Origin of the sequence: Salinimicrobium sp. TIG7-5_MAKvit (assembly GCF_049569215.1) — a bacterium.
Classification (GTDB): domain Bacteria; phylum Bacteroidota; class Bacteroidia; order Flavobacteriales; family Flavobacteriaceae; genus Salinimicrobium; species Salinimicrobium profundisediminis.
In genome coordinates this window covers 1,007,201-1,029,676 of sequence record NZ_CP145903.1, presented here as the reverse complement: position 1 = coordinate 1,029,676, position 22,476 = coordinate 1,007,201, and the positions used below count along the sequence as shown (strand labels likewise).

Annotated in this window: 17 protein-coding genes and 2 tRNA genes; 11 read left to right on the top strand and 8 right to left on the bottom strand. The window is 42.2% G+C overall.

Annotated features, from left to right (window positions below; genetic code table 11):
* Nucleotides 1-38 precede the first annotated feature (38 nt).
* Genes V5739_RS04610 through hemL form a run of 3 tightly spaced genes read left to right on the top strand, consistent with a single transcriptional unit; the run spans nt 39 to nt 3,084 of the window.
* Nucleotides 39-995 (top strand): 1-aminocyclopropane-1-carboxylate deaminase/D-cysteine desulfhydrase, encoded by a 957-nt coding sequence (locus V5739_RS04610; protein WP_423819845.1) that lies wholly within the window; start codon nt 39-41, stop codon nt 993-995.
* Nucleotides 979-1,785, top strand: a complete 807-nt coding sequence (locus V5739_RS04605; protein WP_423820445.1) for a glucosaminidase domain-containing protein — start codon at nt 979-981, stop codon at nt 1,783-1,785. The genes V5739_RS04610 and V5739_RS04605 overlap by 17 nt, the downstream gene beginning before the upstream one ends.
* Before the next feature lie 9 nt (nt 1,786-1,794).
* Nucleotides 1,795-3,084 (top strand): glutamate-1-semialdehyde 2,1-aminomutase, encoded by a 1,290-nt coding sequence (gene hemL, locus V5739_RS04600; RefSeq protein ID WP_423819844.1) that lies wholly within the window; start codon nt 1,795-1,797, stop codon nt 3,082-3,084.
* A 116-nt stretch (nt 3,085-3,200) separates the two neighbouring features.
* Here the strand turns inward: hemL and V5739_RS04595 are convergent, their stop codons facing one another.
* The gene (locus V5739_RS04595) at nt 3,201-4,718 is read right to left on the bottom strand and encodes a GH3 auxin-responsive promoter family protein (RefSeq protein ID WP_423819843.1); all 1,518 of its coding nucleotides are present in this window, start codon (nt 4,716-4,718) and stop codon (nt 3,201-3,203) included.
* A 107-nt stretch (nt 4,719-4,825) separates the two neighbouring features.
* Between V5739_RS04595 and V5739_RS04590 the strand changes: the two genes are divergently transcribed.
* Nucleotides 4,826-5,620 (top strand): DUF2797 domain-containing protein, encoded by a 795-nt coding sequence (locus V5739_RS04590; protein WP_423819842.1) that lies wholly within the window; start codon nt 4,826-4,828, stop codon nt 5,618-5,620.
* A 128-nt stretch (nt 5,621-5,748) separates the two neighbouring features.
* Here V5739_RS04590 and V5739_RS04585 read toward each other — a convergent pair whose 3' ends face one another.
* Nucleotides 5,749-8,406, bottom strand: a complete 2,658-nt coding sequence (locus V5739_RS04585; protein ID WP_423819841.1) for an AsmA-like C-terminal region-containing protein — start codon at nt 8,404-8,406, stop codon at nt 5,749-5,751.
* Nucleotides 8,407-8,579: 173 nt separating this feature from the next.
* On the opposite strand from V5739_RS04585, the gene folK reads away from it, so the two are divergent.
* Nucleotides 8,580-9,701: a 2-amino-4-hydroxy-6-hydroxymethyldihydropteridine diphosphokinase gene (gene folK, locus V5739_RS04580; protein ID WP_423819840.1), complete on the top strand. Its 1,122-nt coding sequence runs from the start codon at nt 8,580-8,582 to the stop codon at nt 9,699-9,701.
* Nucleotides 9,702-10,323: 622 nt separating this feature from the next.
* Here folK and V5739_RS04575 read toward each other — a convergent pair.
* Nucleotides 10,324-10,866: an RNA methyltransferase gene (locus tag V5739_RS04575; RefSeq protein ID WP_423819839.1), complete on the bottom strand. Its 543-nt coding sequence runs from the start codon at nt 10,864-10,866 to the stop codon at nt 10,324-10,326.
* Between the two features lie 219 nt (nt 10,867-11,085).
* Here V5739_RS04575 and mutS point away from each other — a divergent pair, with 219 nt between their 5' ends.
* The 3 genes from mutS (at nt 11,086) to V5739_RS04560 (ending at nt 14,021) form a co-directional block, all read left to right on the top strand.
* A complete protein-coding gene (mutS, locus tag V5739_RS04570) occupies nt 11,086-13,671 on the top strand; it encodes a DNA mismatch repair protein MutS (RefSeq protein WP_423820444.1) in 2,586 nt (861 codons plus the stop codon).
* Nucleotides 13,672-13,778: 107 nt separating this feature from the next.
* Nucleotides 13,779-13,851 (top strand) — tRNA-Gly (locus V5739_RS04565).
* Between the two features lie 84 nt (nt 13,852-13,935).
* Nucleotides 13,936-14,021 (top strand) — tRNA-Leu (locus V5739_RS04560).
* A 157-nt stretch (nt 14,022-14,178) separates the two neighbouring features.
* On the opposite strand, the gene V5739_RS04555 is transcribed toward V5739_RS04560, so the two are convergent.
* Nucleotides 14,179-15,405 carry a multidrug effflux MFS transporter gene (locus tag V5739_RS04555; protein ID WP_423819838.1) on the bottom strand — a complete coding sequence of 409 codons (1,227 nt, stop codon included), beginning with the start codon at nt 15,403-15,405 and terminating at the stop codon, nt 14,179-14,181.
* 241 nt (nt 15,406-15,646) lie between these two features.
* Here V5739_RS04555 and V5739_RS04550 point away from each other — a divergent pair, with 241 nt between their 5' ends.
* On the top strand, nt 15,647-16,264 hold the full coding sequence (locus tag V5739_RS04550) for a class I SAM-dependent methyltransferase (RefSeq protein ID WP_423819837.1): 618 nt from the start codon (nt 15,647-15,649) through the stop codon (nt 16,262-16,264).
* A 29-nt stretch (nt 16,265-16,293) separates the two neighbouring features.
* Here V5739_RS04550 and V5739_RS04545 read toward each other — a convergent pair whose 3' ends face one another.
* Nucleotides 16,294-16,629 (bottom strand): ArsR/SmtB family transcription factor, encoded by a 336-nt coding sequence (locus V5739_RS04545; RefSeq protein ID WP_423819836.1) that lies wholly within the window; start codon nt 16,627-16,629, stop codon nt 16,294-16,296.
* A 312-nt stretch (nt 16,630-16,941) separates the two neighbouring features.
* Here V5739_RS04545 and V5739_RS04540 point away from each other — a divergent pair, with 312 nt between their 5' ends.
* Together V5739_RS04540 and V5739_RS04535 are read left to right on the top strand one after the other, a co-directional pair.
* Nucleotides 16,942-19,578 carry a PAS domain S-box protein gene (locus V5739_RS04540; RefSeq protein ID WP_423819835.1) on the top strand — a complete coding sequence of 879 codons (2,637 nt, stop codon included), beginning with the start codon at nt 16,942-16,944 and terminating at the stop codon, nt 19,576-19,578.
* A complete protein-coding gene (locus V5739_RS04535; protein WP_423819834.1) occupies nt 19,571-19,948 on the top strand; it encodes a response regulator in 378 nt (125 codons plus the stop codon). The genes V5739_RS04540 and V5739_RS04535 overlap by 8 nt, the downstream gene beginning before the upstream one ends.
* A 452-nt stretch (nt 19,949-20,400) precedes the next feature.
* On the opposite strand, the gene V5739_RS04530 is transcribed toward V5739_RS04535, so the two are convergent.
* The 3 genes from V5739_RS04530 to V5739_RS04520 form a co-directional block, all read right to left on the bottom strand.
* Nucleotides 20,401-20,640, bottom strand: a complete 240-nt coding sequence (locus V5739_RS04530) for a hypothetical protein (protein WP_423819833.1) — start codon at nt 20,638-20,640, stop codon at nt 20,401-20,403.
* Between the two features lie 186 nt (nt 20,641-20,826).
* Nucleotides 20,827-21,066, bottom strand: coding sequence for a hypothetical protein (locus V5739_RS04525; RefSeq protein WP_423819832.1), 240 nt, complete (start codon nt 21,064-21,066; stop codon nt 20,827-20,829).
* A 96-nt stretch (nt 21,067-21,162) separates the two neighbouring features.
* On the bottom strand, nt 21,163-22,407 hold the full coding sequence (locus V5739_RS04520) for a 3-deoxy-D-manno-octulosonic acid transferase (RefSeq protein ID WP_423819831.1): 1,245 nt from the start codon (nt 22,405-22,407) through the stop codon (nt 21,163-21,165).
* Nucleotides 22,408-22,476: the final 69 nt, after the last annotated feature.

The window sequence follows — 22,476 nt, the reverse complement described above, 5'->3', positions numbered from 1 at the left end:
AGCCTCGTGGTTAGTCCGCAATAGTTTATATTCTGAAAATGTCTCAACCCACAAACCTTTTTACCAGTTTTACAAAAGTGCCCAATCAGTTTATTGCTGAAGTGAATGGTGTTTCAATTCACCTGAAGCGGGAAGACCTTTTGCATCCTGAAGTGTCGGGCAACAAATTCCGGAAGCTGAAGTATAACATCGCTGAAGCTACCTCTCAAAAAAGGCAAATTTTGCTCACCTTTGGCGGGGCTTATTCCAATCATATTGCGGCCACTGCAGCTGCCGGTAAGATCTCGGGTTTTAAAACTATTGGCGTCATAAGAGGTGAGGAGCTGGCAGAAGATCTTGAGAAGACGCTTCAGGAGAACCCGACCTTAAAGTTTGCGCATGGCTGCGGAATGGAATTTCATTTTATAAGCCGAAGCGATTACAGGGAGAAAACTTCCGAAGTATTTATTGAAGATCTGCGGAAGCAATTCGGAGATTTTTACCTGGTGCCCGAAGGCGGTACTAACGAGCTGGCGGTAAAAGGCTGTGAGGAAATTTTACTTCCGGGAGATGCCGAATTTGATGTAATTTGTTGCGCTGTGGGCACAGGGGGAACCATCAGCGGACTCATAAATGCTTCTGAAGAGCATCAGCAGGTATTGGGATTTCCGGCGCTTAAAGGGGATTTTTTGAAGCCGGAAATTGCCCGCTTCAGCAAGAAAAATAACTGGGACCTTATAACAAATTACCATTTTGGAGGTTATGCTAAGGTGGATGAAAAGCTTATAAACTTTATCAATGACTTCCGAAGTCGTTATGGTATTCAGTTAGATCCCGTGTACACTGGGAAACTCCTGTACGGCATTTTTGATCTCGCCCGCACCGGATATTTTTTGGAAAATACTCGTATTTTAGCCATTCATACGGGAGGTCTCCAGGGCATTGCCGGAATGAACAAGGTGTTAAAGATGAAAAATCTACCTACAATTTTGACTTATGATGAAAGCAGCATTTAAATTTCTAACACTTTTTCTCCTCGTTTTTACGGTTTCCTGTGGGACAGGTAAAAAAGCCTCAAAGCGATCTTCTAAAAAGGAAGTTCCTGCTGTTGTAGATAGAAATGCTCCCCGGGAAGAGAAGACCCAGGTACCATCTACGCCACGTACCTACAGCGATAAAATTGAGGCTTATATTCACGAGTATGCTCCTATTGCCCAGGAAGAAATGCAGCTTTATAAAATTCCCGCGAGTATAACGCTTGCGCAGGGAATCCTGGAAAGTGGGGCGGGAGAAGGACAATTGACCCGCAGGGCTAACAATCATTTTGGAATTAAATGTCATGGCTGGAGCGGCCAAAAAGTATATCACGATGATGATGAAAGGCAGGAATGTTTTAGGAAATACAAGGATCCTAAATATTCTTACAGGGATCATTCACTTTTTTTAGCTGAAAGGAAACGCTACGCAGCGTTATTTGATCTCGACATCCAGGATTATAAAGGCTGGGCCAGGGGCTTAAGAGCTGCCGGATACGCTACCGACCGGAAGTACCCCGATAAACTCATTAGCCTTATTGAGAGATATCAATTATATCTTTACGATGGCGATGCCCCTGCACGGGAAATAGCCTATTCGGCGCCGCAAAGTGCTGGGAATTCTTCAACGAGAGAATATACCGTGCAGCAGGGAGATACTTTGTATTCCATAGCCAAAAGGCATAATTTAACGGTAGAGCAGTTACAAAAAATGAACAACCTTAGAGGTACGAACATTGGCATTGGCCAAACACTTTACGTACCTCAATAAATTGAAATTATGATCTATAAAAGAAGCAGCGAATTGTTTGCTGCAGCTAAAAAAGTTATTCCCGGCGGGGTAAATTCTCCTGTACGGGCTTTTTCCGCAGTTGGAGGAGAACCTATTTTTATAAAAGAAGCTAAAGGAGCTTACCTGTACGATGAAGATGGGAATAAATATATTGACTACATCAATTCTTGGGGGCCGCTCATTCTTGGCCATGCTTATGAACCGGTAGTGGATGCAGTGGTTGAAAAGGCCAAAAAAGGAACTTCTTTTGGAACTCCCACACAGCTGGAAACCACCATTGCCAAACTTGCAGTTTCTATGGTGCCAAATATCGATAAGATTCGCATGGTGAATTCGGGTACCGAGGCCACTATGAGTGCCGTGCGGCTTGCACGTGGCTTTAAAGGCCGCGATAAAATCATCAAATTTGCCGGTTGTTATCACGGGCACAGTGATTCATTTCTTATCCAGGCAGGCAGCGGGGCAGTGACTTTTGGAACACCTAATAGTCCCGGTGTCACGAATGGTACGGCAAAAGATACTTTGCTGGCAACCTACAACGATCTGGAGAATGTAAAGGAGGTACTTGAAGCGAACAAAGGCGAGGTGGCCTGTATCATTTTAGAGCCTGTGGCAGGAAACATGGGCTGTATCCCTTCAAAAAAGGGATTTTTGGAAGGTCTTCGTCAGCTCTGTGATGAGCACGATGTGCTGTTGATCTTTGATGAGGTAATGACCGGCTTCAGGCTTGCCAAAGGCGGGGCACAGGAAGTATATGGCGTGAATGCCGATATCGTGTGCTTCGGAAAGGTTATTGGTGGCGGACTCCCTGTAGGGGCTTTTGCTGCACGATATGAAATTATGGATTACCTGGCCCCAACAGGACCTGTGTACCAGGCCGGAACTTTGAGCGGGAATCCGCTGGCAATGGCAGCAGGATTGGCCATGCTACAGGAACTAAATAAAGATGCTGAAATTTATAACAGGCTTGAAGAGAAAACCGCTTACCTGCATAAGGGACTTGTAAATGTGCTTAACCGCAATAAGGTAGCTCATTCGATTAACCGTCAGGGTTCAATGATTTCGGTGCATTTTGGAGAAGAACAGGTAACAGATTTTGCATCTGCAGCACGATCTGCGGGTAATGGGAAATTCAAGAAATTCTTCCACGGGCTGCTGGAACACGGCGTCTATATTGCACCCAGTGCTTTTGAAACCTGGTTTATTACAGATGCGCTCTCTTATGAAGATCTTGATGCGACTATTGAGGCCGTGCATCAGGTGTCTAAGGAGTTGTAAGGCTAGAATATATATGAAGCTAAACCTCACAGGTTTTTGAAACCTGTGAGGTTTTTTTGTTTAAAACAGGAGCTCGTAGCTTAAAACACTCACTACTCAATTCTAACTACTCAAATCTATTTCCCATTCATCTCCAGCAGTTCTTCCAAATAAACACGTTGGTTGGAAAGTCGTGGGATCTTATGCTGGCCTCCCAGTTTATTCTTTTTCTTGAGCCAGTCGTAGAATAACTTTTCTCTGGCTACATGCACCCTGGGGGCGTTCAGGGTCATGTTGTTGAAGCGCTTGGCCTCATAATCGCTGTTAATGCTTTGCAGATGATTGTCAAGACATTCAACAAAGAAGCTAAAATCCTGCGGCGGTGTCTTAAATTCGATCATCCATTCATGTGCGCCCTTTTCCTTGTTGTGCATAAAGATTGGGGCAGCCGTATAATCTACAATCTCACAATCGGTTTGTTGGGAAGCTCTTTTTAAAGCTTCTTCGGCGTTTTCAATGATGAGTTCCTCGCCAAAAACGTTGATGTGGTGCTTCGTTCTGCCCGTAATTTTTATGCGGTAAGGATCCAGGGAAGTAAACCGCACGGTATCCCCAATTTTATAGCGCCACAATCCGGCGTTGGTGGTAATGAGCACCGCATAATTTTTTTCCAGCTCTACTTCAGAAAGAGGGATTACTTTTTCTTCGGAAGTGCTGAAGCTTTCCATAGGAATGAATTCATAAAACACTCCGTAATCGAGCATTAGTAGCAATTCTTTAGATTCATTGGTATCCTGAATGGCGAAGAATCCTTCCGAGGCATTATAGATCTCAAAATACCTGAAGCTGTTTGAAGGTAGTATCTTTTGATATTGATCTACATAAGGTGCAAAGTTTACGCCGCCGTGAAAATACACTTCCAGGTTGGGCCATATCTCAAAAAGGTTGTTCCTGCCCGAAGCTTCAAGGGCATTGTTGAGCAATACCAGCATCCACGAAGGCACGCCGGCAAGGCTGGTAACGTTTTCGTTGATGGTTTCGTTTACAATAGCCGGCATCTTCACTTCCCAATCGCTCATAAGGGAGATTTCATTGCTCGGGGTGCTGCTGTATTCTGCCCAAAAAGGCATATTGTCAATGAGAATAGCCGAAAGATCGCCAAACTGGGTTCCGTTTTGTCTGTACAATTCCTTACTGCCGCCCAGCCTCAGGCTCTTACCGCTAAATAACTGCGAGTTGGGGTTGTTGTTGAGGTACATGCACAACATATCCTTGCCCGCGGCATAGTGGCAGTTCTCCAGAGATTCATCGCTTACCGGAATAAATTTGCTTTTGGCATTGGTGGTGCCGCTGGATTTTGCAAACCATTTGATGGGCGTAGGCCAAAATATATTGTTCTCACCCCGGCGGCTACGTTCTATTTGAGGTTCAAAATCTTCGTACTGTTGTAGCGGTACCCGTTCTGCAAATTCCCTATAGGTTTTTATAGAGGCAAAATCGTACTGTAGGCCTACTTCGGTGTTTTTTGCTTTCTGAAGGAGTTTTTTCAACAGTTCCAGCTGAACGTCATGCGGGTATTTAATGAACAATTCCATTTGATGAATACGCTTCTTGAGAAACCAGGAAGCTACAGAATGTACTAACGGAATTGGCATTTTTTCTTTTTATCTTTGACCCCTTCAAACCGGGATGTAATCGGTTAAAATTAAAACTATTCTTACAGCTGGCAAAAAATTAAGCGGCGATAAAAATACTCTTTTCTATGACTTATGAAGGTGTGCTCAGAAAAATGAAAACTGAATTGGCAGAAACAGTGCAGTATTATCTCATTTTTGAGCAGGATTTCCTGAATGTGAACCAGGTGCTTGATAAACGCCTTGCTATCAATTTCCTCAATTATGAGTGTACGGGTTGTGGTAAGAAAAAGAAGGTTTTTGCTAATGGCGTTTGCTACAATTGCTTTATGGAACGGCCCGAAATGGGGGAGTGGGTAATACGCCCCGAACTCAGTAAAGCGCATCTTGACCAGGAGCATCGTGACCTTGAGTTTGAAAAAAGGGTGCAGCTACAGCCGCATGTGGTCTACCTGGCCAATTCAAGTAACGTAAAAGTCGGAGTGACCCGAAAAAGCGAAATCCCAACCCGCTGGATTGACCAGGGCGCACATGAGGCCATAGAAGTAGTGGAAGTTCCCAACCGTTACCTTGCCGGGATTACAGAAGTTGCCTTAAAAGAACATCTTTCAGATAAAACCAACTGGCGCAGTATGCTCACCAATGACCTGAAAGATCTTGACCTGGCAGCTATCCGGGATGATATGAAACAATACCTGCCGGCCGAAGTTCAGGACTACTACCTTCCAAATTCCACAGAGCTTGAAATTAAGTTCCCTGTTCTTAGTTATCCCGCAAAGTGCAAAACCCTTAACCTCGCAAAAACGCCATTTTACGAGGGTGTTTTAAAAGGGATCAAAGGGCAGTACCTCATATTTGAAGACGGCATGGTATTTAATGTACGAAAGCACGAAGGCTTTAACGTTAATCTTTCCCTGAAATAAGTGTTCAGTGTTCACTGTTCAGTGTTCAGGAAAATTCAATGTCCAACATACACCCTGCTGAAAATTCAGATCCGGAAGATTAAGCCTAAGCTACATCTGCAAAGTTTTGTACAACAACTAAACAGGTGTTATTGATTCTGTGTTGTGTCTTTTTTCTTTCTGGAACCTCCCAGAATGCCACCCAAAATGTCTCTTGCAGTTTCTTTTACAGCGTCGCTGGTGTTCTTGCGAACAATAGAATCTTTTTGCGCGGGTGTCCGTGTGGTTGTGGTATCTGCGGTGTCCTTGTTTTTTCCGCCGCTAATAATGTCGCTCAAAACATCCCGTCCTTTTTCTTTTAGCGTCTCTTTTTGATTATCAATAATTTGTTGGGTAAGGCTACTCACCGCCTGCTGCATATTGAGGTTGATGTTAGGGTTGCTAAAGCTACCTGAAATATTTATAGGCAAGCCAACAGTCATATTTTCCTGCTCCTGGGCGCTTAGGCGGGAGAGGGTAGTTCCTATCTGGCTTCCTAAATATTTTGCGGGTATTTCAAGAGCAATTTTGTAATTCATGTCCATATCAAACCCATGAGTACCCGAGGCCCTCGCTTTAATTCCTTTAATATTAAAATCGAACGGCTGCACCTCTACCTGCCCGTCATTAAAGGTAAGCCTGGTCTCCAGGTCTTTTAAATTTAGATCGTTAAGATCAATAAAGTTGAGGTTTTGATCCAGCTTTGTAAGCAGCGGAGTTTGTGCAGGGTTTACCTTTGCCCCCAGTATTTTTGCAAGCGCATTTCCGGTTAGCGTTTGTAGCTGCGGGGTGAGGTCATCGTTCAGGTTCCCTCGCAGGTCGATGTTGGTGCTAAGTTCACCTTGTAACGCCTGTGCAATTGGGGCGAGGTTTCTTAACAACTCCATGTCTTTAAACGCCTGAACAATATCAATAGATTGTAAACCGAGTTGCATCGAGAAATTCGGAATAGCAGCTCGTGTTGAAACAAGTCCGTTTAACAGGATCTTTCCGGCAAAAATACTGGAGGAAACATTAGACAAAGTAGCCGTTTCGTCTACTATTCTTAAACTTCCGCTAGTGTTTTCGAGCACCAGATTATCATAACGGACTTTCTTTGCCGAAAAGTCTATGTTGGCATCCAAAAATGACGGAATTTTAATGGCTTCATCTCCCGGTACTTCAGCTGTGGTAGCGGGTGTAGCTTCAGCTCCTTCGGTTGCAGTTTCTTTAACCATAAAATCATTGACCGAAAAAGTATTGGAAGTTGCAGTAAAGTTTCCTTTAAGCTTTTGGTCTGTGAACAAAAATCCCATGAAGTTTTGTATGGTACCGTTAACGGCAAGGTCGGTTTCTCCTGTGGTCAACACGGTATTGTCAAGGCTCACTGTTGTGGGATTGAATTTTAGATAGGCAGTAGAGAGTTTTATCTCATTGGGAATTTCGGGAGAAGTGTAACTAAAATCCCTGATCACTGCAGTACCGCTGCTCTTCACATTTTGATACTGTTCCTTCTCTAAAGAATTCATGTCAAAACTGGTAGTGAGATCTGCCGTGACAATTCCGTTGAGGTCCTGTTTCAGGTCAAGCGGGTAGGCCCGGGTGATGTTTGCAAGGTTGATGGTGCCCTGCAAAGCCAGGTTCACGAGCATATTTTCGGTAAGGTTTTTAATGCTTCCGCTGGCTCTAAAGGCATCCTCATCTATCCTGAAGTTAAGCTTGTCGATATTCAGATAAGTATCTTCAACCAGCCCTGTATCATTTTTAAGCACAGCTGCTATGTCTATATCTTTTACAGCCTTCGGAAGGTCTGGATATTTAAAAGCAGCATTATTTGAAACAATGTTGATCTCCATTTTAGGAATGTAAGTCTCATCTACAATTCCGCGGATGAATCCATCTACCACAAAATCTCCTGTGGTTTCCACGGTCTCAATATTCTTTGCGTATTCCTCAGGCATTACAGCCAGGAAGTTTTTAAAGGAGGAAGTAGGGGTTTTAAAGCTGATGTCTACTTCATTATTATCTTCATTTACCTGCACGTAACCGTCAAAAGTGAGCGGCAACTGATTAATAAGGGCCTCATTTTCGAGAAAGGTGTATTTCTGTTTATCAAGATCCATCGCAAAATCGGCTTCCAGTTTCAGTTTGTTTCGGTTCAGGTAATTTACGCTGTCCATCTCGAAGCTCACCAGGGCCGTAGAGTAGGTGCTAAGGGTTGAGGTGCTGGCCGAAAAATCGCCTGTTCCGCGGTGGTTCAAATCTTCCACCAGAAATGCCATTTTTGACCCTTTATCGACGTATTTCACTCGTGAATTGTTGATCTCGTAGTGGTCCACATCAAAGCTAAAGCCGCCGCCCTGCGAAGTTTTAGTAGAAATCGTGTCCTGTATGGCAATGTCGTAATTGCTGTTTCCCAGGGTATCTATTGCGATGTTAAGAAAGGTATTGTCAATTTTTAAAGCATCTACTTTTTTGGGTTCATCTCCACCTTTAAAAAGTTCTGCAAGTGACATTTGAAGAGTCACTTCCTCGCTTAAAGCCAGCGTGTCACCTTCAAAAGGAGCATTGTTGATGATCTTTAGATTTTGAATGGCAAGCGTAGCATCGGGAAAATTCCTGAAGATGCTAAGGTCAATATCTTCAAAAGTGACTGTGGCGTTAACGTTTTTGTTGATGGTTTCCTGCACCAGGTCCTTCAGTTGCTTTTCGAATAAAAAGGGCGTTAAGAACAAGAGAAGCAATATTACTCCTAAAACAATTCCCAGTATTTTTAAAAACTTTTTCATTTTTTACCTTTTTTAAGTTCCATTTTCCTCAAAGTCTGCTTTTAACTGCAAGTAACAGGAAGCGTTAATTTTGTTGAAACTCTTTAAAACAAAGTTAAGGGTATGTGCATTTGTTTTGTTTAATTTGCTGTGAAATACTTGATCCCGTCTTACTAAAATTCTCTTAAGATCTCTTGAACCCTTTAAAAACCGTATTTATAGCTCTAGGAAGCAATGAAGGTGCCAGACTTGTTTTTTTACAACGCGCTATTGAAGAAATTCATCAAAAAACAGGAGATGTAAGGGCAGTTTCGGCGGTTTATGAAACCCCAGCGATGGGATTTGAAGGCAACGCTTTCCTCAACGCCTGTATTCTGGTGCAAACCAGGTTTAAGCCACATAAAATTTTAAAACAACTGCTCGCGATAGAGAAAAAGCTGGGCCGCGAGAGAAAAATTGGTAGTGGATATCAAAACAGGCCTATAGATCTTGATATTTTACTTTTTGAAGATGAAATAATCACTTCGGAAGATCTTACAGTGCCACATCCCGAAATGCATCACCGCAATTTTGTACTGGCGCCGCTTGCCGATATTGCTTCGGAAGTAAAACATCCCGTAAAAAAGCTGTCTGTAAATGCCCTTTTTGACACCTTAGAAAAATCGGGTTTAAAATGTATTTCTGAAGAACTTCAGCTTCCGAAGAAATTCTCCTTTTCCAATTTTAATTATATCGCGGTTGAAGGAAATATTGGTGCCGGGAAGACCAGCTTTGCGACCATGGTCTCGCAGGATTTCAATGCCAAACTGATTTTGGAGCGGTTTAAGGATAATCCTTTCCTTCCGAAGTTTTATGAAGATAAATCGCGATATGCTTTTCCGCTGGAAATGTCTTTTTTGGCCGACAGGTATCAGCAGCTTTCAGATGATCTGGCGCAATACGACCTTTTTAAAGATTTCGTGGTTTCAGATTATGATGTGTTCAAATCCCTCATTTTTGCCAAGATCACGCTGCACGAAGACGAATATTCGCTTTACCAGAAGCTGTTTAACCTCATGTACAAGGAGCTGGTAAAACCCGATCTTTATGTGTATTTCTATCAAAATACCGAAAGATTGCTGGCAAACATCAAAAAACGTGGCCGGGAATACGAGCAGAATATTGAAGCCGATTACCTGGCAAATATCAATCGCAGCTACCTCTCCTTTATCAAGTCGCAACCCGGACTAAACGTCAAGATAATCGATATTTCTGAACTTGATTTTGTGAAAAGAAGAGAGGATTATTTGAAGTTGCTGGAGGAAATTACGGGTTAATCCGGTTCAATGTTCAAAGTTTAAGGAGATTTGTGTTGCCGGGAAGTTATGAGTTCACGCAGAGACCGCTGAGGAGGCGCAAAGCTCGCAAAAGAAATCTCCTATTTTTTCTTCGTACTTTTAATTTCGTACTTCTAACTTCTTCAGGTTTCCCGCTGATTCCGCAGATTTTCGCAGAATTTCTCTTTTTGCAGTTTTGAATTCCGTAGGATCGATTTAAACGTAAGCTTTATTCTAAGGGGGTAAATACTCCGAGGCTTGCCTCGTTAGTAAATGTTTAAAGTCTGAAAACGTGTTCTCCTATATAATGCTCCGTGGGCTTGCCCCGGAGAAATTTACTTTTAAAAATTGATAAAAAGGATTAAAAATTCGAGGTTGAACCTGACCTCTACACGCTAGTTCGATAATGTGTTTAACGGCCTAAGAACATTTGACGTAAAATTTGAAGTGCAGCTGCCGTAAAATTTTAGGCTGCCTGCCTGCCGGTAGGCAGGTTTGAGCGTGAAGATTGTTTCTTTTTTGCACCTTAATTCCCGCGAGTTCCTAAAATTTAGGCAAAGGTTCTTAAGCCTAGATTTTTTGGTTCTTTTTCATCAATGGAAAAAGAACAGGGTAAATTTATTTAGGAAGAATATTTCATCTTCGAAAACACATCCCATAGCACCACTCCGGCGCTAACGGCAATATTTAAAGAATGCTTGCTGCCCAGTTGCGGAATTTCCAGGACGCCGTTGCTGGCCGATACTACTTTTTGCTGTACGCCTTTTACTTCGTTACCAAAGACGAGGGCGTATTTTTGCCCTTTTTGAGGAGTAAAGGCATCGAGGAATTCGGCGCCTTCGGCTTGTTCTACCGAGTATACTTTTACTTCTTGCTGCTGCAGTTCTTTTACCAGTTCCAGAACATCTTCACGATGCTCCCAGGCAACAGTTTCGGTAGCCCCAAGGGCAGTTTTATGAATATCTTTATGTGGCGGAGTGGCTGTGATTCCGCAGAGATAGATTTTTTCGATTAAGAAAGCATCGGCAGTACGAAAAACGGAACCTATATTGTTCAGGCTCCTCACGTTGTCTAAAATGACAATTACCGGCGTCTTTCTGGCCGACTTAAATTCTTCAGTAGATTTTCTATCGAGCTCGCTGTTCTTCAGCTTTCGGTTTTCCATGTGCCAAAAATAGAGAATTCAGCAGTACTTTCAGAAAATAGCAGGGCGTTGAATTTCACTTCAGCATAAATTAAGAATGTTGGTTGACAGGTTGTGGATAAAAGTTTGAAAATGAGAAAAGGGAAGATTATCTTTAAAGGGAGAGAATGTATATTTTAGCCCTCAGCAAAAAAATTGAGTCCAGTGTCAGGAAAATCAGAGAAGAAGGTCACGCCTTTAATGCAGCAGTACAACAAGATCAAGAAGAAATATCCTGATGCCATGTTGCTGTTTAGGGTGGGCGATTTTTACGAGACTTTTGGAGAAGATGCTGTGAAAGCTTCGCATATTCTCAATATTGTGCTCACTAACCGCAATAATGGGAGTGAGCGCAGTGAACTGGCCGGTTTTCCGCATCATTCCCTTAACACTTACCTGCCAAAGCTGGTAAAAGCGGGGGAGCGGGTGGCCATTTGCGACCAGCTTGAAGATCCTAAACTCACCAAAAAGATTGTAAAGCGTGGGGTGACCGAACTGGTGACACCCGGTGTGGCTATGAATGATGAAGTGCTGCAAAGCAAGACCAACAATTTTTTATGTGCGGTTCACTTCGGAAAAAAGTCGCTGGGAATATCATTCCTGGATGTTTCTACCGGAGAATTTTTGGTTGCAGAAGGAACGGCAGACTATATTGACAAGCTACTTCAAAATTTTAGTCCCAGTGAAGTGCTGGTGCCAAAGCAGAAGAAAAAGGAATTTTACAGCAGTTTTGGGCAGGATCATCACGTATTTTTTCTTGAAGACTGGGTGTTTAAGCACGATTACGCTTATGAAAACCTCAATACCCACTTTAGTACAAAATCTTTGAAGGGTTTTGGAGTGGAGCACCTGCTTGAGGGAATTGTTGCGGCAGGGGCAGTACTTTATTATCTGGGCGAGACCCAGCACCATCGCCTGCAGCACATTACCGGGATTACGCGCATTGCCGAAGAGGAATATGTGTGGATGGACAGGTTTACAATCCGCAACCTTGAACTATACACTTCTAACGCCCAAAATGCAGTTACGCTGCTAGATGTTATTGATCACACTATTTCGCCCATGGGCGGGAGAATGTTGAAGCGCTGGCTGGCGTTACCTCTTAAGAATTCTGAAAAAATTAAAAGACGGCACCGGGTGGTGGCCTACCTGGTAGAGAAGACCAAAATTCTCGAAAAAACGAGAAACCATATCAAGAAGATCAGTGACCTGGAGCGGCTTATTTCTAAAGTAGCCACTGGGAAGGTTTGTCCGCGGGAGGTGATTCAGTTAAAGAATTCCCTGGAGGCTGTGATCCCTGTGAAGGTCCTGGCAACAGAGTCGGGGGAAGAGGCGCTTAAAGTGCTGGGGGAGAATTTGCAGAGCTGTGATTTGCTTCGGAATAAAATAAAAGAGACGCTCTACGAGGATGCGCCGGTGAATATTCAGAAGGGGAATACTGTTGCCGAAGGATTTTCAGGCGAGCTGGATGAACTTCGAAAAATAGCATTTTCGGGCCGCGATTATTTAGATAAGCTGCTGGAGCGGGAGAGTGCCGCCACCGGGATCACGTCGCTCAAGATTGGGAGCAACAACGTTTTTGGCTATTATATTGAGGTGCGCAATGCCCATAAAAATAAGGTGCCCGAGAGCTGGGTGCGAAAACAAACCCTTGTAAACGCCGAACGTTATATTACCCAGGAGCTAAAAGAATATGAAGCGAAAATTCTGGGGGCCGAAGAGAAAATACTGCACCTGGAGCAGGAGATCTTTACAAAGCTGGTCACCTGGATTGGAGATTATATTCAGCCGGTACAGCAGAATGCTACTATAATAGGTCAGCTGGATTGCCTGTGTTCTTTTGCACAGCACGCGATCCTCGCAAACTACAGCAAACCCGAAATAGATGACTCTTTTGAACTGGAGATCACTAATGGAAGGCACCCGGTAATAGAGAAGCAGTTGCCGCTTTCGGAAGCTTATATTGCCAATGATGTTTACCTGGACAGGGAGAATCAACAAATCATCATGATCACCGGGCCCAATATGAGTGGTAAGTCGGCCATTCTACGGCAAACAGCACTTATCGTACTCATGGCACAAATGGGCAGTTTTGTACCTGCCGAGACGGCAAGAATTGGTCTTATTGATAAGATCTTTACCAGGGTGGGTGCCAGTGACAACATTTCTATGGGAGAATCTACTTTTATGGTAGAAATGAATGAAACGGCGAGTATCCTGAATAACCTTTCGGAAAGGAGCCTTATTTTGCTCGACGAGATTGGGCGGGGCACAAGTACCTACGACGGAATTTCCATTGCATGGGCAATCACCGAATTTTTGCATGAACATCCTGCCAAAGCAAAAACGCTCTTTGCTACCCATTATCACGAGCTGAATGATATGGGAGAAACTTTTAACCGTATTAAGAATTTCAATGTTTCAGTAAAAGAGTTAAAAGACAATGTGCTGTTCTTAAGGAAGCTGGTGCCAGGAGGCAGTGAACACAGTTTTGGGATACATGTAGCCCGAATGGCCGGAATGCCGCAACAGGTGTTGAGAAGGGCCAATAAAATTTTGAAGAAGCTGGAAGACTCCCACGGGATGAAAGAAAAATCGGGAGCCTTAAAGAAATCGGCAGAAGAAGATATGCAGCTTAGTTTCTTTAATCTTGATGATCCTATTCTTGAGGAGCTCAGGGAAGAGATTCATCATCTTGATATTAATACACTTACGCCTGTAGAGGCTTTGATGAAGCTCAATGAGATCAAGCGGATGCTTACCAGCAGACAGAAGGCGGGGGTTTAGGGATAGAAAAAACCCAGTTGTTTTTTCAAAAAAATCTTTGCCAGTTTCAGAAATGTATTAAATTTGCACCGCAATACTCTCTGGAAAGAGAGATGTTCTTTTAAAACGCGAAAATAGCTCAGTTGGTAGAGCGCCACCTTGCCAAGGTGGAGGTCGCGGGTTCGAATCCCGTTTTTCGCTCTGCATGGAGAGACCCGGGTTGCCCGGGTTTGTTTTTTAAACACGTTGGTCTTAAAATCCAATGAGCTTCATATAAAGTTCCACGCTCGGATGGTGGAATTGGTAGACACGTTGGACTTAAAATCCAATGAACAGCAATGTTCGTGCGGGTTCAAGTCCCGCTCCGAGTACAGAAACCCTCTTTATCTTATTGATTTAGAGGGTTTTTTGGTTTTTACCTCTATCTTTTTGATATTAACTTGTGCAGTCGAAGAGTACAGGATGCTTTAGATGTAGATGCCTTTATGACTTTCCTGATTTACTACATTTAAAAAACTATTTACCTCCTTACCTGGTGATCAACACCATTGATCTTTTCTCTTTGGCCTGAAACCGGAAGAGCAGTAGAGAGCTAATTATCAGGCAAATGAGGATGGTAAGTGCCAGCGGGAGCATGCTAATACCGGTGAGCTTACTAATGATAAAAGAAGCCACAGCACCAAGGATCATTTTTAGACTTCCTACCAAAGCCGATGCCCTTCCTGCTTTCTTTTCAAACGGATACAGAGATAGGGCGGTAGTATTTGGGTTTTGAAAGCCCAGCAAAAACAGGATCAGGAATAACAACAGGATTGTTGTATAGAAATTTCCTCCAAAAAAGCTGTTTAGCACGAAGAGCGCAGACAGGCCTACCAGGATCACGCTTATTACCATGGTCACTCTAAAGGTGGTGTAGCGTTTTAATACCAGCCGGTTTAGCTGACTTCCGGCTATTAATCCGGCGGCATTGAGTCCGAATAACCAGCCAAAATGGGTTTCACTCATATTAAACCTGTCCATAAACAAAACAGGCGCGTTTGAAATGTAGGCGAACATTGCACCTATGGTCAAACTCCCGGCCAGGGAAAAAGTCAGGAAAATTTTGTTTCTAAAGATTCCCCAGTACTTAGACGTCATGTTTTTTAATTCCAGCTTGACCGATTCATCGGGAGCTACACTTTCAGGAAGAAATTTTAAAACACTAAAAAACATCAGGCCGGCTAAAATTGCCAGCACCAGAAAGATGCTATGCCATGAAAAGTAAGCGATTACCATACCTCCCACTGTAGGAGCAATAATTGGCGCACCTCCCATGATCAACATGAGGAAGGAGATAGCCCTGGCCACTTCTTCGGAAGGAAAAATATCCCGCACTACCGCTTTAGAAGCCACCATTCCTGCAGATGCTCCTACCGCAAGGAAGAAACGGGAAATGATGAGCCACGTAAGGTTTGGTGAATAAAAGCAGCTCATTGCTGCAATTGCATAGATTACGAGCCCAATGAGCAGGGGGCGCTTGCGGCCATACCTGTCCATAATAGGTCCGTAAGCTAACTGCCCCAGGGCAATTCCTATAAAATAGCTGGTTAGTGAAAAGCCTACCTGGGCTTTGGTAATACTAAATTCTTCTGCGATACTCTCAAAGCCGGGAAGGTACATGTCTATGGAAAATGGCCCGAGGGCGATTAAAGTTCCCAGTACCAGGAGTATTATCTTTTCCCGCTTTTTGTCTCTTACACCATAATCTTCTTGCATCGTGCAAATTTCTGCTACAGCTGGCTTAAAACCAATTAGAATTGGAAACTTAACAAATAATTATCCTAAAAGGTTATAGCGTTGAGAATGTGTATTGAATTGTGGTTTCCAATCTTTAGTGCTTCCGGGTTTTATATTTTTGTCTTAGTTTGATTACTCGCGCTTCTAAAGAAAAATTTTTTTTCAGCTGATAATGTCCAAAAATAGTAAAACAAAGAAACCATGGCCTACCAAAGATGCCATGGCGCAGATCTATGAAAACAACTTGTGGGGTGGTGATAAATCTGAATTCTATTCTGGTTTGGGCTCTCATCAACCCGAGACAGTTAATCCATATTTAGCTGTGGTATCTGCTTTTTTATCAAAATTTGAAACTCCTCCGATAGTGTGTGACCTTGGTTGTGGGGATTTTAATGTTGGTAAAGACCTGGTGAAATACTCGGAGAAGTATATTGCACTGGACATAGTTCCAGAGCTTATAGCACATAATAAGAAAAAGTTTAAAGCAGAAAATTTAGAATTTTGTACCCTGGATCTTGCAAAAGATGAATTGCCTTTGGGAGACGTTGCAATTCTTAGACAGGTCCTGCAACATTTATCGAATGAGGAGATAAAAAGCGTGGTTGAAAAATTATACGGTTTTAATTATGTTCTTCTCACCGAACACCTTCCGGAAGGAGATTTTGAGCCTAATATGAACATTATCTCCGGGCAGGGTACCCGATTAAAAAAACAGAGTGGTGTTGTCCTTTCCGCATCCCCGTTTAATTTTCAGGCCAGGGAAGAAAAACAATTGGTATCAGTTCAATCCCCCGGATTTAAAGGAGTTTTAGTAACTACTTTGTATAAGCTTAAGTAAGCCATGAGAAGTTAGAGACAGTTGCAAATTTAGCAACAGTCATTTGAAGAAGGATCCTCAAACTTGTTGAAGAGGCCATTAAACTTCTCCTGAATTTCCTTCCATCGCTGCGGGTTGATGCAATAGCACACCTTCGTGCCTTCAATAGTTCCCTGTATGATGCCAATATCTTTTAGTTCGCGTAGGTGCTGACTTATAGTTGCCTGCGCCAGGCCCAGTTCATTTACCAAATCTCCATTAAAGCAGGTGTTCGACTTTAGCAGGAATTCAATAATGGCGATCCTGGCAGGATGAGCCAGTGCCTTGGCGGCCAGTGCCACCTCGTTTTGAGCTTCTGTGAAGAGGTCGCTTTTCGTTACTCCCATTTTTTACATTTTACATTGAGCATATGTACATCAAAATCAAATTTACATGGACCCCGGGGCCACAATTATTTTTCGGTTTTTTTAGTAAATGATGCCGGGCAGCCAATTTACTTAATCTATTGTAATATTACGATATAAATTATTTTTGGAAATAAAAATATCAGGGAAGTTTCTGTACTTAAGGAGAAGTCTTTAGGGAAATTATATAAATGTTTCTGTACTTTAACTCTAATTTAAAATTTTGAGATTTCTTTTGTAAAATAGCATCCCGAAAAGTTTATTTTAGCTTTTTTCCTAACAAATATCTTTTTTATGAAGAGTAGCCAGGTTCCTTTTAAGGAAGATCCTGAAAAGATAGAATTTGTTAAAAATATCCTCATTTCCCTGCGTGATCCTGTCGTGGTGATCAATGAAGAGGGAATGATACTGGCTGCAACTCGCAAAATGTATGAGGTTTTTGAAACGCCTCCTGCTACTCTTCAAGGAATGAACCTTCTGTCTTTACTTGAAGATAAGAAGGAGTCTTCGCGAATTCCCGAACTTCTGGAGACCTTAAGAACTTCAGAAGAGGCGGTTAAAGATTTCCCGGTTCTGTTATCTTCAGCCAATCTTAAAAGGCATCGTTTTTCAATTAATGCTAATCGGCTGCCCCTTTATAATCAAAAAACTTATTTTCTTCTGTGTTTTACCGAAGTGCATGTTCTTCCCGATGGGAATATTGACTACCGTAAATTGTTGCATGAAGTACTTTCTGAAGCACCTGCTTTAATTTGTACTTTGAGAGGGAAAGACCATATTTTTGAACTCGCTAATCACAAATACCAGGACCTTTTAGAATTTCGTGAAATTATAGGGAAATCTGTCAAAGAAGTTCTTCCTGAAGTAGAGAATCAAGGCTTCATAAAAATGCTTGATGGGGTATACAATACCGGCAAACCCTTTATTGGTAAAGAAATAAGCCTTGATCTTAAGGGAGAGAATGGGGGAAAAACTGTGATGCTCGATTTTGTGTATCAGCCCATAAAAGATGCAGCCGGAAATGTGGAGGGAATTTTTGTTCATGCCATAGACGTCACCGAAAAAGTGCTTAACCGTCAAAGCCTGGAGAACAGTGAAAAAGAACTGCGAAATGTCATTGATACTGTACCCGTAATTATTTGGATTACCAATCCGTTGGGAGAAGGAAATTATCTCAATAAAGAATGGTATCAATATACCGGGCAAACCAGGAAAGAGTCGTTGGGTGCCGGGTGGGTGGAGGCATTACACCCTGAAGATCGCGATAAGATCTATCAAAATTTCATGGAAGCTCACCGGGAACGAAAAGAATATCACGCAAAATTCAGGCTTCGGAATAAGAATGGTTCCTACAGGTGGGTGGTAGATCGTGGCCGACCCAAATGGACTTCTGAAGGAGAATTTGAAGGCCTCATAGGTACGGTGACCGATGTGCACGACGACTATCTCAAAGAACAGGTGATCAAAGAGAATGAGCACCGCATTCGCTCTATAGTAGAACAGGCAACTGTAGCCACGGCTGTCTATACGGGGAGGGAAATGACCATAGAGCTTGCTAACGATGCTATGATCGATCTTTGGGGGAAAACACGCGAGGTAGTAGGCAAATCGCTGCGGGAGGCGCTTCCCGAACTTGAAGGGCAGCCTTTTCACGATCTGCTGGACAAAGTTTTTACTACAGGGGAGACTTACTGGGGTAAAGAAGACAGGGTAGACCTTATGCGAAATGGCAGCTTGGAAACCGGATACTATAATTTCACTTATAAGCCTCTGCGGAATGAGGAAGGTGAGATTATAGGCATACTCAATATGGGGCTGAATGTCACCGAAATGGTCGAGTCAAAAACACTTCTGAAGGAGAGGGAGCGCCATTTTAAACTTATGGCCGATCTTATGCCGGGGAAGGTTATTAATACAGATGCCAATGGGAAACCTATCTTCTTCAATCAAAATTGGTATGACTTTGTAGGTCTTGATTTTGAACAACTAAAAGAGTATAGCTGGGAGAACTTCATTCACCCTTCCGAAGAGAACGAGGTTAGAAAAAAATGGAATCATTCCCTTAAAACCGGGAAAACCTTTGAAATGCAGTTAAGGCTTAGGGACAAAGATGGAAATTACTTGTGGCACCTAAGCCGGAATGAAGCGGTTAAAGGGGAGAACGGAGAAATTACCATGTGGATTGGTATAAGCACCGAAATACAAAGGCTTAAGGAAGAAGAAAAAAGAAAAGAAGATTTTCTCAAGATGGTGAGCCATGAACTAAAAACTCCCGTAACTTCTATTAAGGGCTACGTGCAGCTCTTACTAAACCTGCTTGAAAAGTATAAACTGGAAATCCCCGGTAATGTTCCGCTTAAGCCGTCCCTGGAGCGCATAGATAACCAGATTGTGCGCCTCACAAGGCTCATTGCCGAAATTCTTGATCTATCAAGGCTCGAAGAAAACAAGCTGGAGCTAAAAGAAGAGGTATTTGATCTCAACGAGATGGTAGAGCAAACAATTCAGGATATAAAGCTTACCAACACACAGCACCAAATGGAGATTTTCCACTCCCATAGGGCCCGGGTATTTGCCGATAAAGACAGGATAGGGCAGGTGCTTATTAATTTTATCACCAATGCTATCAAATATTCACCCGACAGCCAGTACATCCAGATTCACGTTATAAAAGTAGGTTCAGATAAGGTAGCGGTGAGTGTAAGGGATAAAGGAATAGGCATTGATGCAAAATTCCATAAGAATATCTTTAAAAGGTTCTATAGAATAGGGGTGGAAAGTAAAGAGACCTACTCAGGGTTTGGAATAGGTTTGTATCTTGCCAATGAAATTATTGAGCGCCACAACGGCTATATAGAAGTAAAAAGTAAAATAGGGGAAGGTTCAGACTTTAGTTTTGTGCTTCTTGAAAATAAACATGAAAATGAATAAAAAGAAGATACTGGTTGTCGATGATGACTCCGGAATAGGGGAAATGCTCAAGACGCTTCTCGAGTTTTACGATTATGACGTGATCGTTACGGCAAGACCTGAAGAGACTGAAAGGCTTATTCTTGAAGAAAACATCGATTTGGTAATGCTGGACATGCTCATATCTGGCATTAACGGAACCGATGTTTGTGCCCGTCTGCGAAATAACCCCGAATTAAAAGATACTCCGGTGCTCATGATGTCTGCCCTGCATGATGCCGGTGCAAGATGTAAGGAAGCGGGGGCAAATGATTTTATAGCCAAACCTTTTGAAATGGATGACCTAGTGGAAAAGATACAATCAATCCTGGGGCAAAAAGTGGCTAAATAAGGAGGTGATTTTCTGCGGAAAACCTAACGGAACGAATAATCTAATTTCGATTCGGGCTGAAGTAGTCTACTTCAATATTTAGGCGTAAAAAGGTGCTGATTATATGCCTTTTCCTCATGAGTAGGCCCAAAAATGCCATTTTTCAGATGCAATTTCCTATGTATTTGAGAAATTCAGATAAACAGGATCATACAGCTGATGCTTTTTAGGGATTTTCAGTATAAAAAGTGTATTTTTTGTCTCATTTTTCGCTTCGGAAGCTCTTTTTTAATGCTTCAGCGATAAATAGATCTTCTGAAATAAAATAGGTCACGGAAATGTATTTCATCTGATTTTAAGTGCTTTATTTTTATTTAATTGAGAAAACATTCCTCGAAAATGCCCTTTTTGACACTTTTTATATAAAAAAAAGCTGCTCAGGGGCAGCTTTTTAGGTAGTTATTCGGATCGTTCTACTGCTCCGGTTCTTCCTGCTGAATGTGATCATCGGTTTCGTGAATCTCTTCATCGATCTCCTTTTTTACCTTTTCAGCACCTTTTTCTACCTCTTCGGCAGCACGCCTGGTTCCGTCTTCAATATCTTCACCAATGGCCTCTACAGCATCTTTGGTTTTGTCTTGTGTAGATTCCCTGCAGGAGTAGGTCGTTAAGACCATCCCTGCCACTGCAAAGCTTAAAATTATTTTTTTCATACTCACTTTTTCAAATTAAAAGAGGCTGTCTAAAAAGCTAGAGTAAGGTCTTACTGATTTTACTTCAGAATCTAAAAAATCTCATTCAAGATTTCAACAGAACCTGAAAATATGCTCAGGTTGACACCAACACGGCTTTTTAGGCAGCCCCTTAAAGTTTTTAAAGAAAATCTTTAAAGAAAAAGTCTACTGAATATCGTCAGTATCGTTAATTTCTTCTTCAATTTCCTGCTCAGTCTGTTCTCCAGCCTGCTCTATTTCATCTCCTGCTTCTTCAAGACCAGACTCGATGTCTTCTCCTGTTTCTTCAAGATCAGTTTCTACTTCTTCCAAGTTAGTTTCTACATTCTCTTCTGTAGTCTCTCTACAAGAGTAGATAGAAAGAGTAAATGCAGCTACAAGCAATCCTAAAAATAATTTTTTCATGTTAGTACGTTTAATTAGTTGGAACAAATTTAAACTATTTTTTATATATGCAAAACACACTTTCAATAAACTCCCCCTCATGGTGTTAAAGCGAGGTTATTTTTCTTTATTTTTTAAGAAATAATTATAAATTTTATTTGTGGCGCCTTTGTTTTTTTCAATAAAAGCAACTGAATTTTTGCCGGCTTTCTCTCTAAAGCCCCTGTCGTTAATGAGCTTATCAAGAATGTCATTCGCTTCGTCACTGTTTTTTACTGAAAAGAGTCCCCCGGCTTCCTTAAGCTTTCCGGCTTCAGGAAATTTTTCAAAGTTTTGCCCAATGATCACCGGAACACCAAAAGCCGCGGGTTCGAGTATATTGTGCAAACCGGTGTTGCCGGCCGCACCTCCTACATAGGCAATGTGGGCATAACTGTAGATCTTCGTCAACAGGCCAACAGTATCAACGATCAATACATTGGCATCTTTTAAAGTTTTGCCTTCTTTTTCTGAAAAAAGTATGGTGTCTGCCTCCAATTTTGACTGTAAACTCTTTATTTTTTCTGGTTTTATGGCGTGCGGGGCAATAATAACCTTCACCTTCTGATGTTCCTTATTTACAAAATCAATAATCAGATCTTCGTCTTCGGGCCATGTACTTCCCGCGACTATGCGGAGGTGATCGTCTACAAACTCTTCCACAAAATCCAGGTGATTGTCCTGCTGTAGTTGGGCGTACACTCTGTCAAAACGGGTGTCGCCGCTCACGCTGCAATTCTCAAAGCCTATTTGCTGTAAGAGCTGTTTTGATCTTTCATTCTGAACAAAAAAGAATTCAAAGGCTTTAAGGTACTTCCGCATCCATTTTCCGTAGGGCTTAAAAAACACCTGATTTTCCCTGAAAGCACCTGAAATTAATAGGCTTCTTAGTTCTCGCTTTTTTAGCTCTTTTAAGAAGTTGGGCCAGAATTCATATTTGATGAACAGTGCCCATTCGGGATGAACAATATTCAGGAATTTTTCAGCATTTGCAGGGGTGTCGAGCGGGAGGTAAGTTACCACATGGGCCAGCGAATTTTTTTTCTTTACTTCAAAACCTGAAGGGGAGAAGAAGCTTAAAACGATCTTATGTGTCGGGAATAAATCTTTTAATTTGATAATAACCGGAACTGCCTGTTCATATTCTCCCAGAGAAGCGGCGTGAATCCAGATAGTTTTTTCGGTGGGGGCAATTTGAGCAGCCAGACTCTCAAAAAGGTCTTTTCTGCCCTGGCTAAACTTCCCAAGCTTTTCATTGTACCTGCCGGCCAGGGGGAGTAAGAAATCTGTAGCTTTAATTGCTATGTTATAGAGATAGTGCAAAATGGGGTATTTTGAGTGCTAAATTAAGAAATTACCATTGGGAATACTGGCATTCTTCGTATTTTCGTA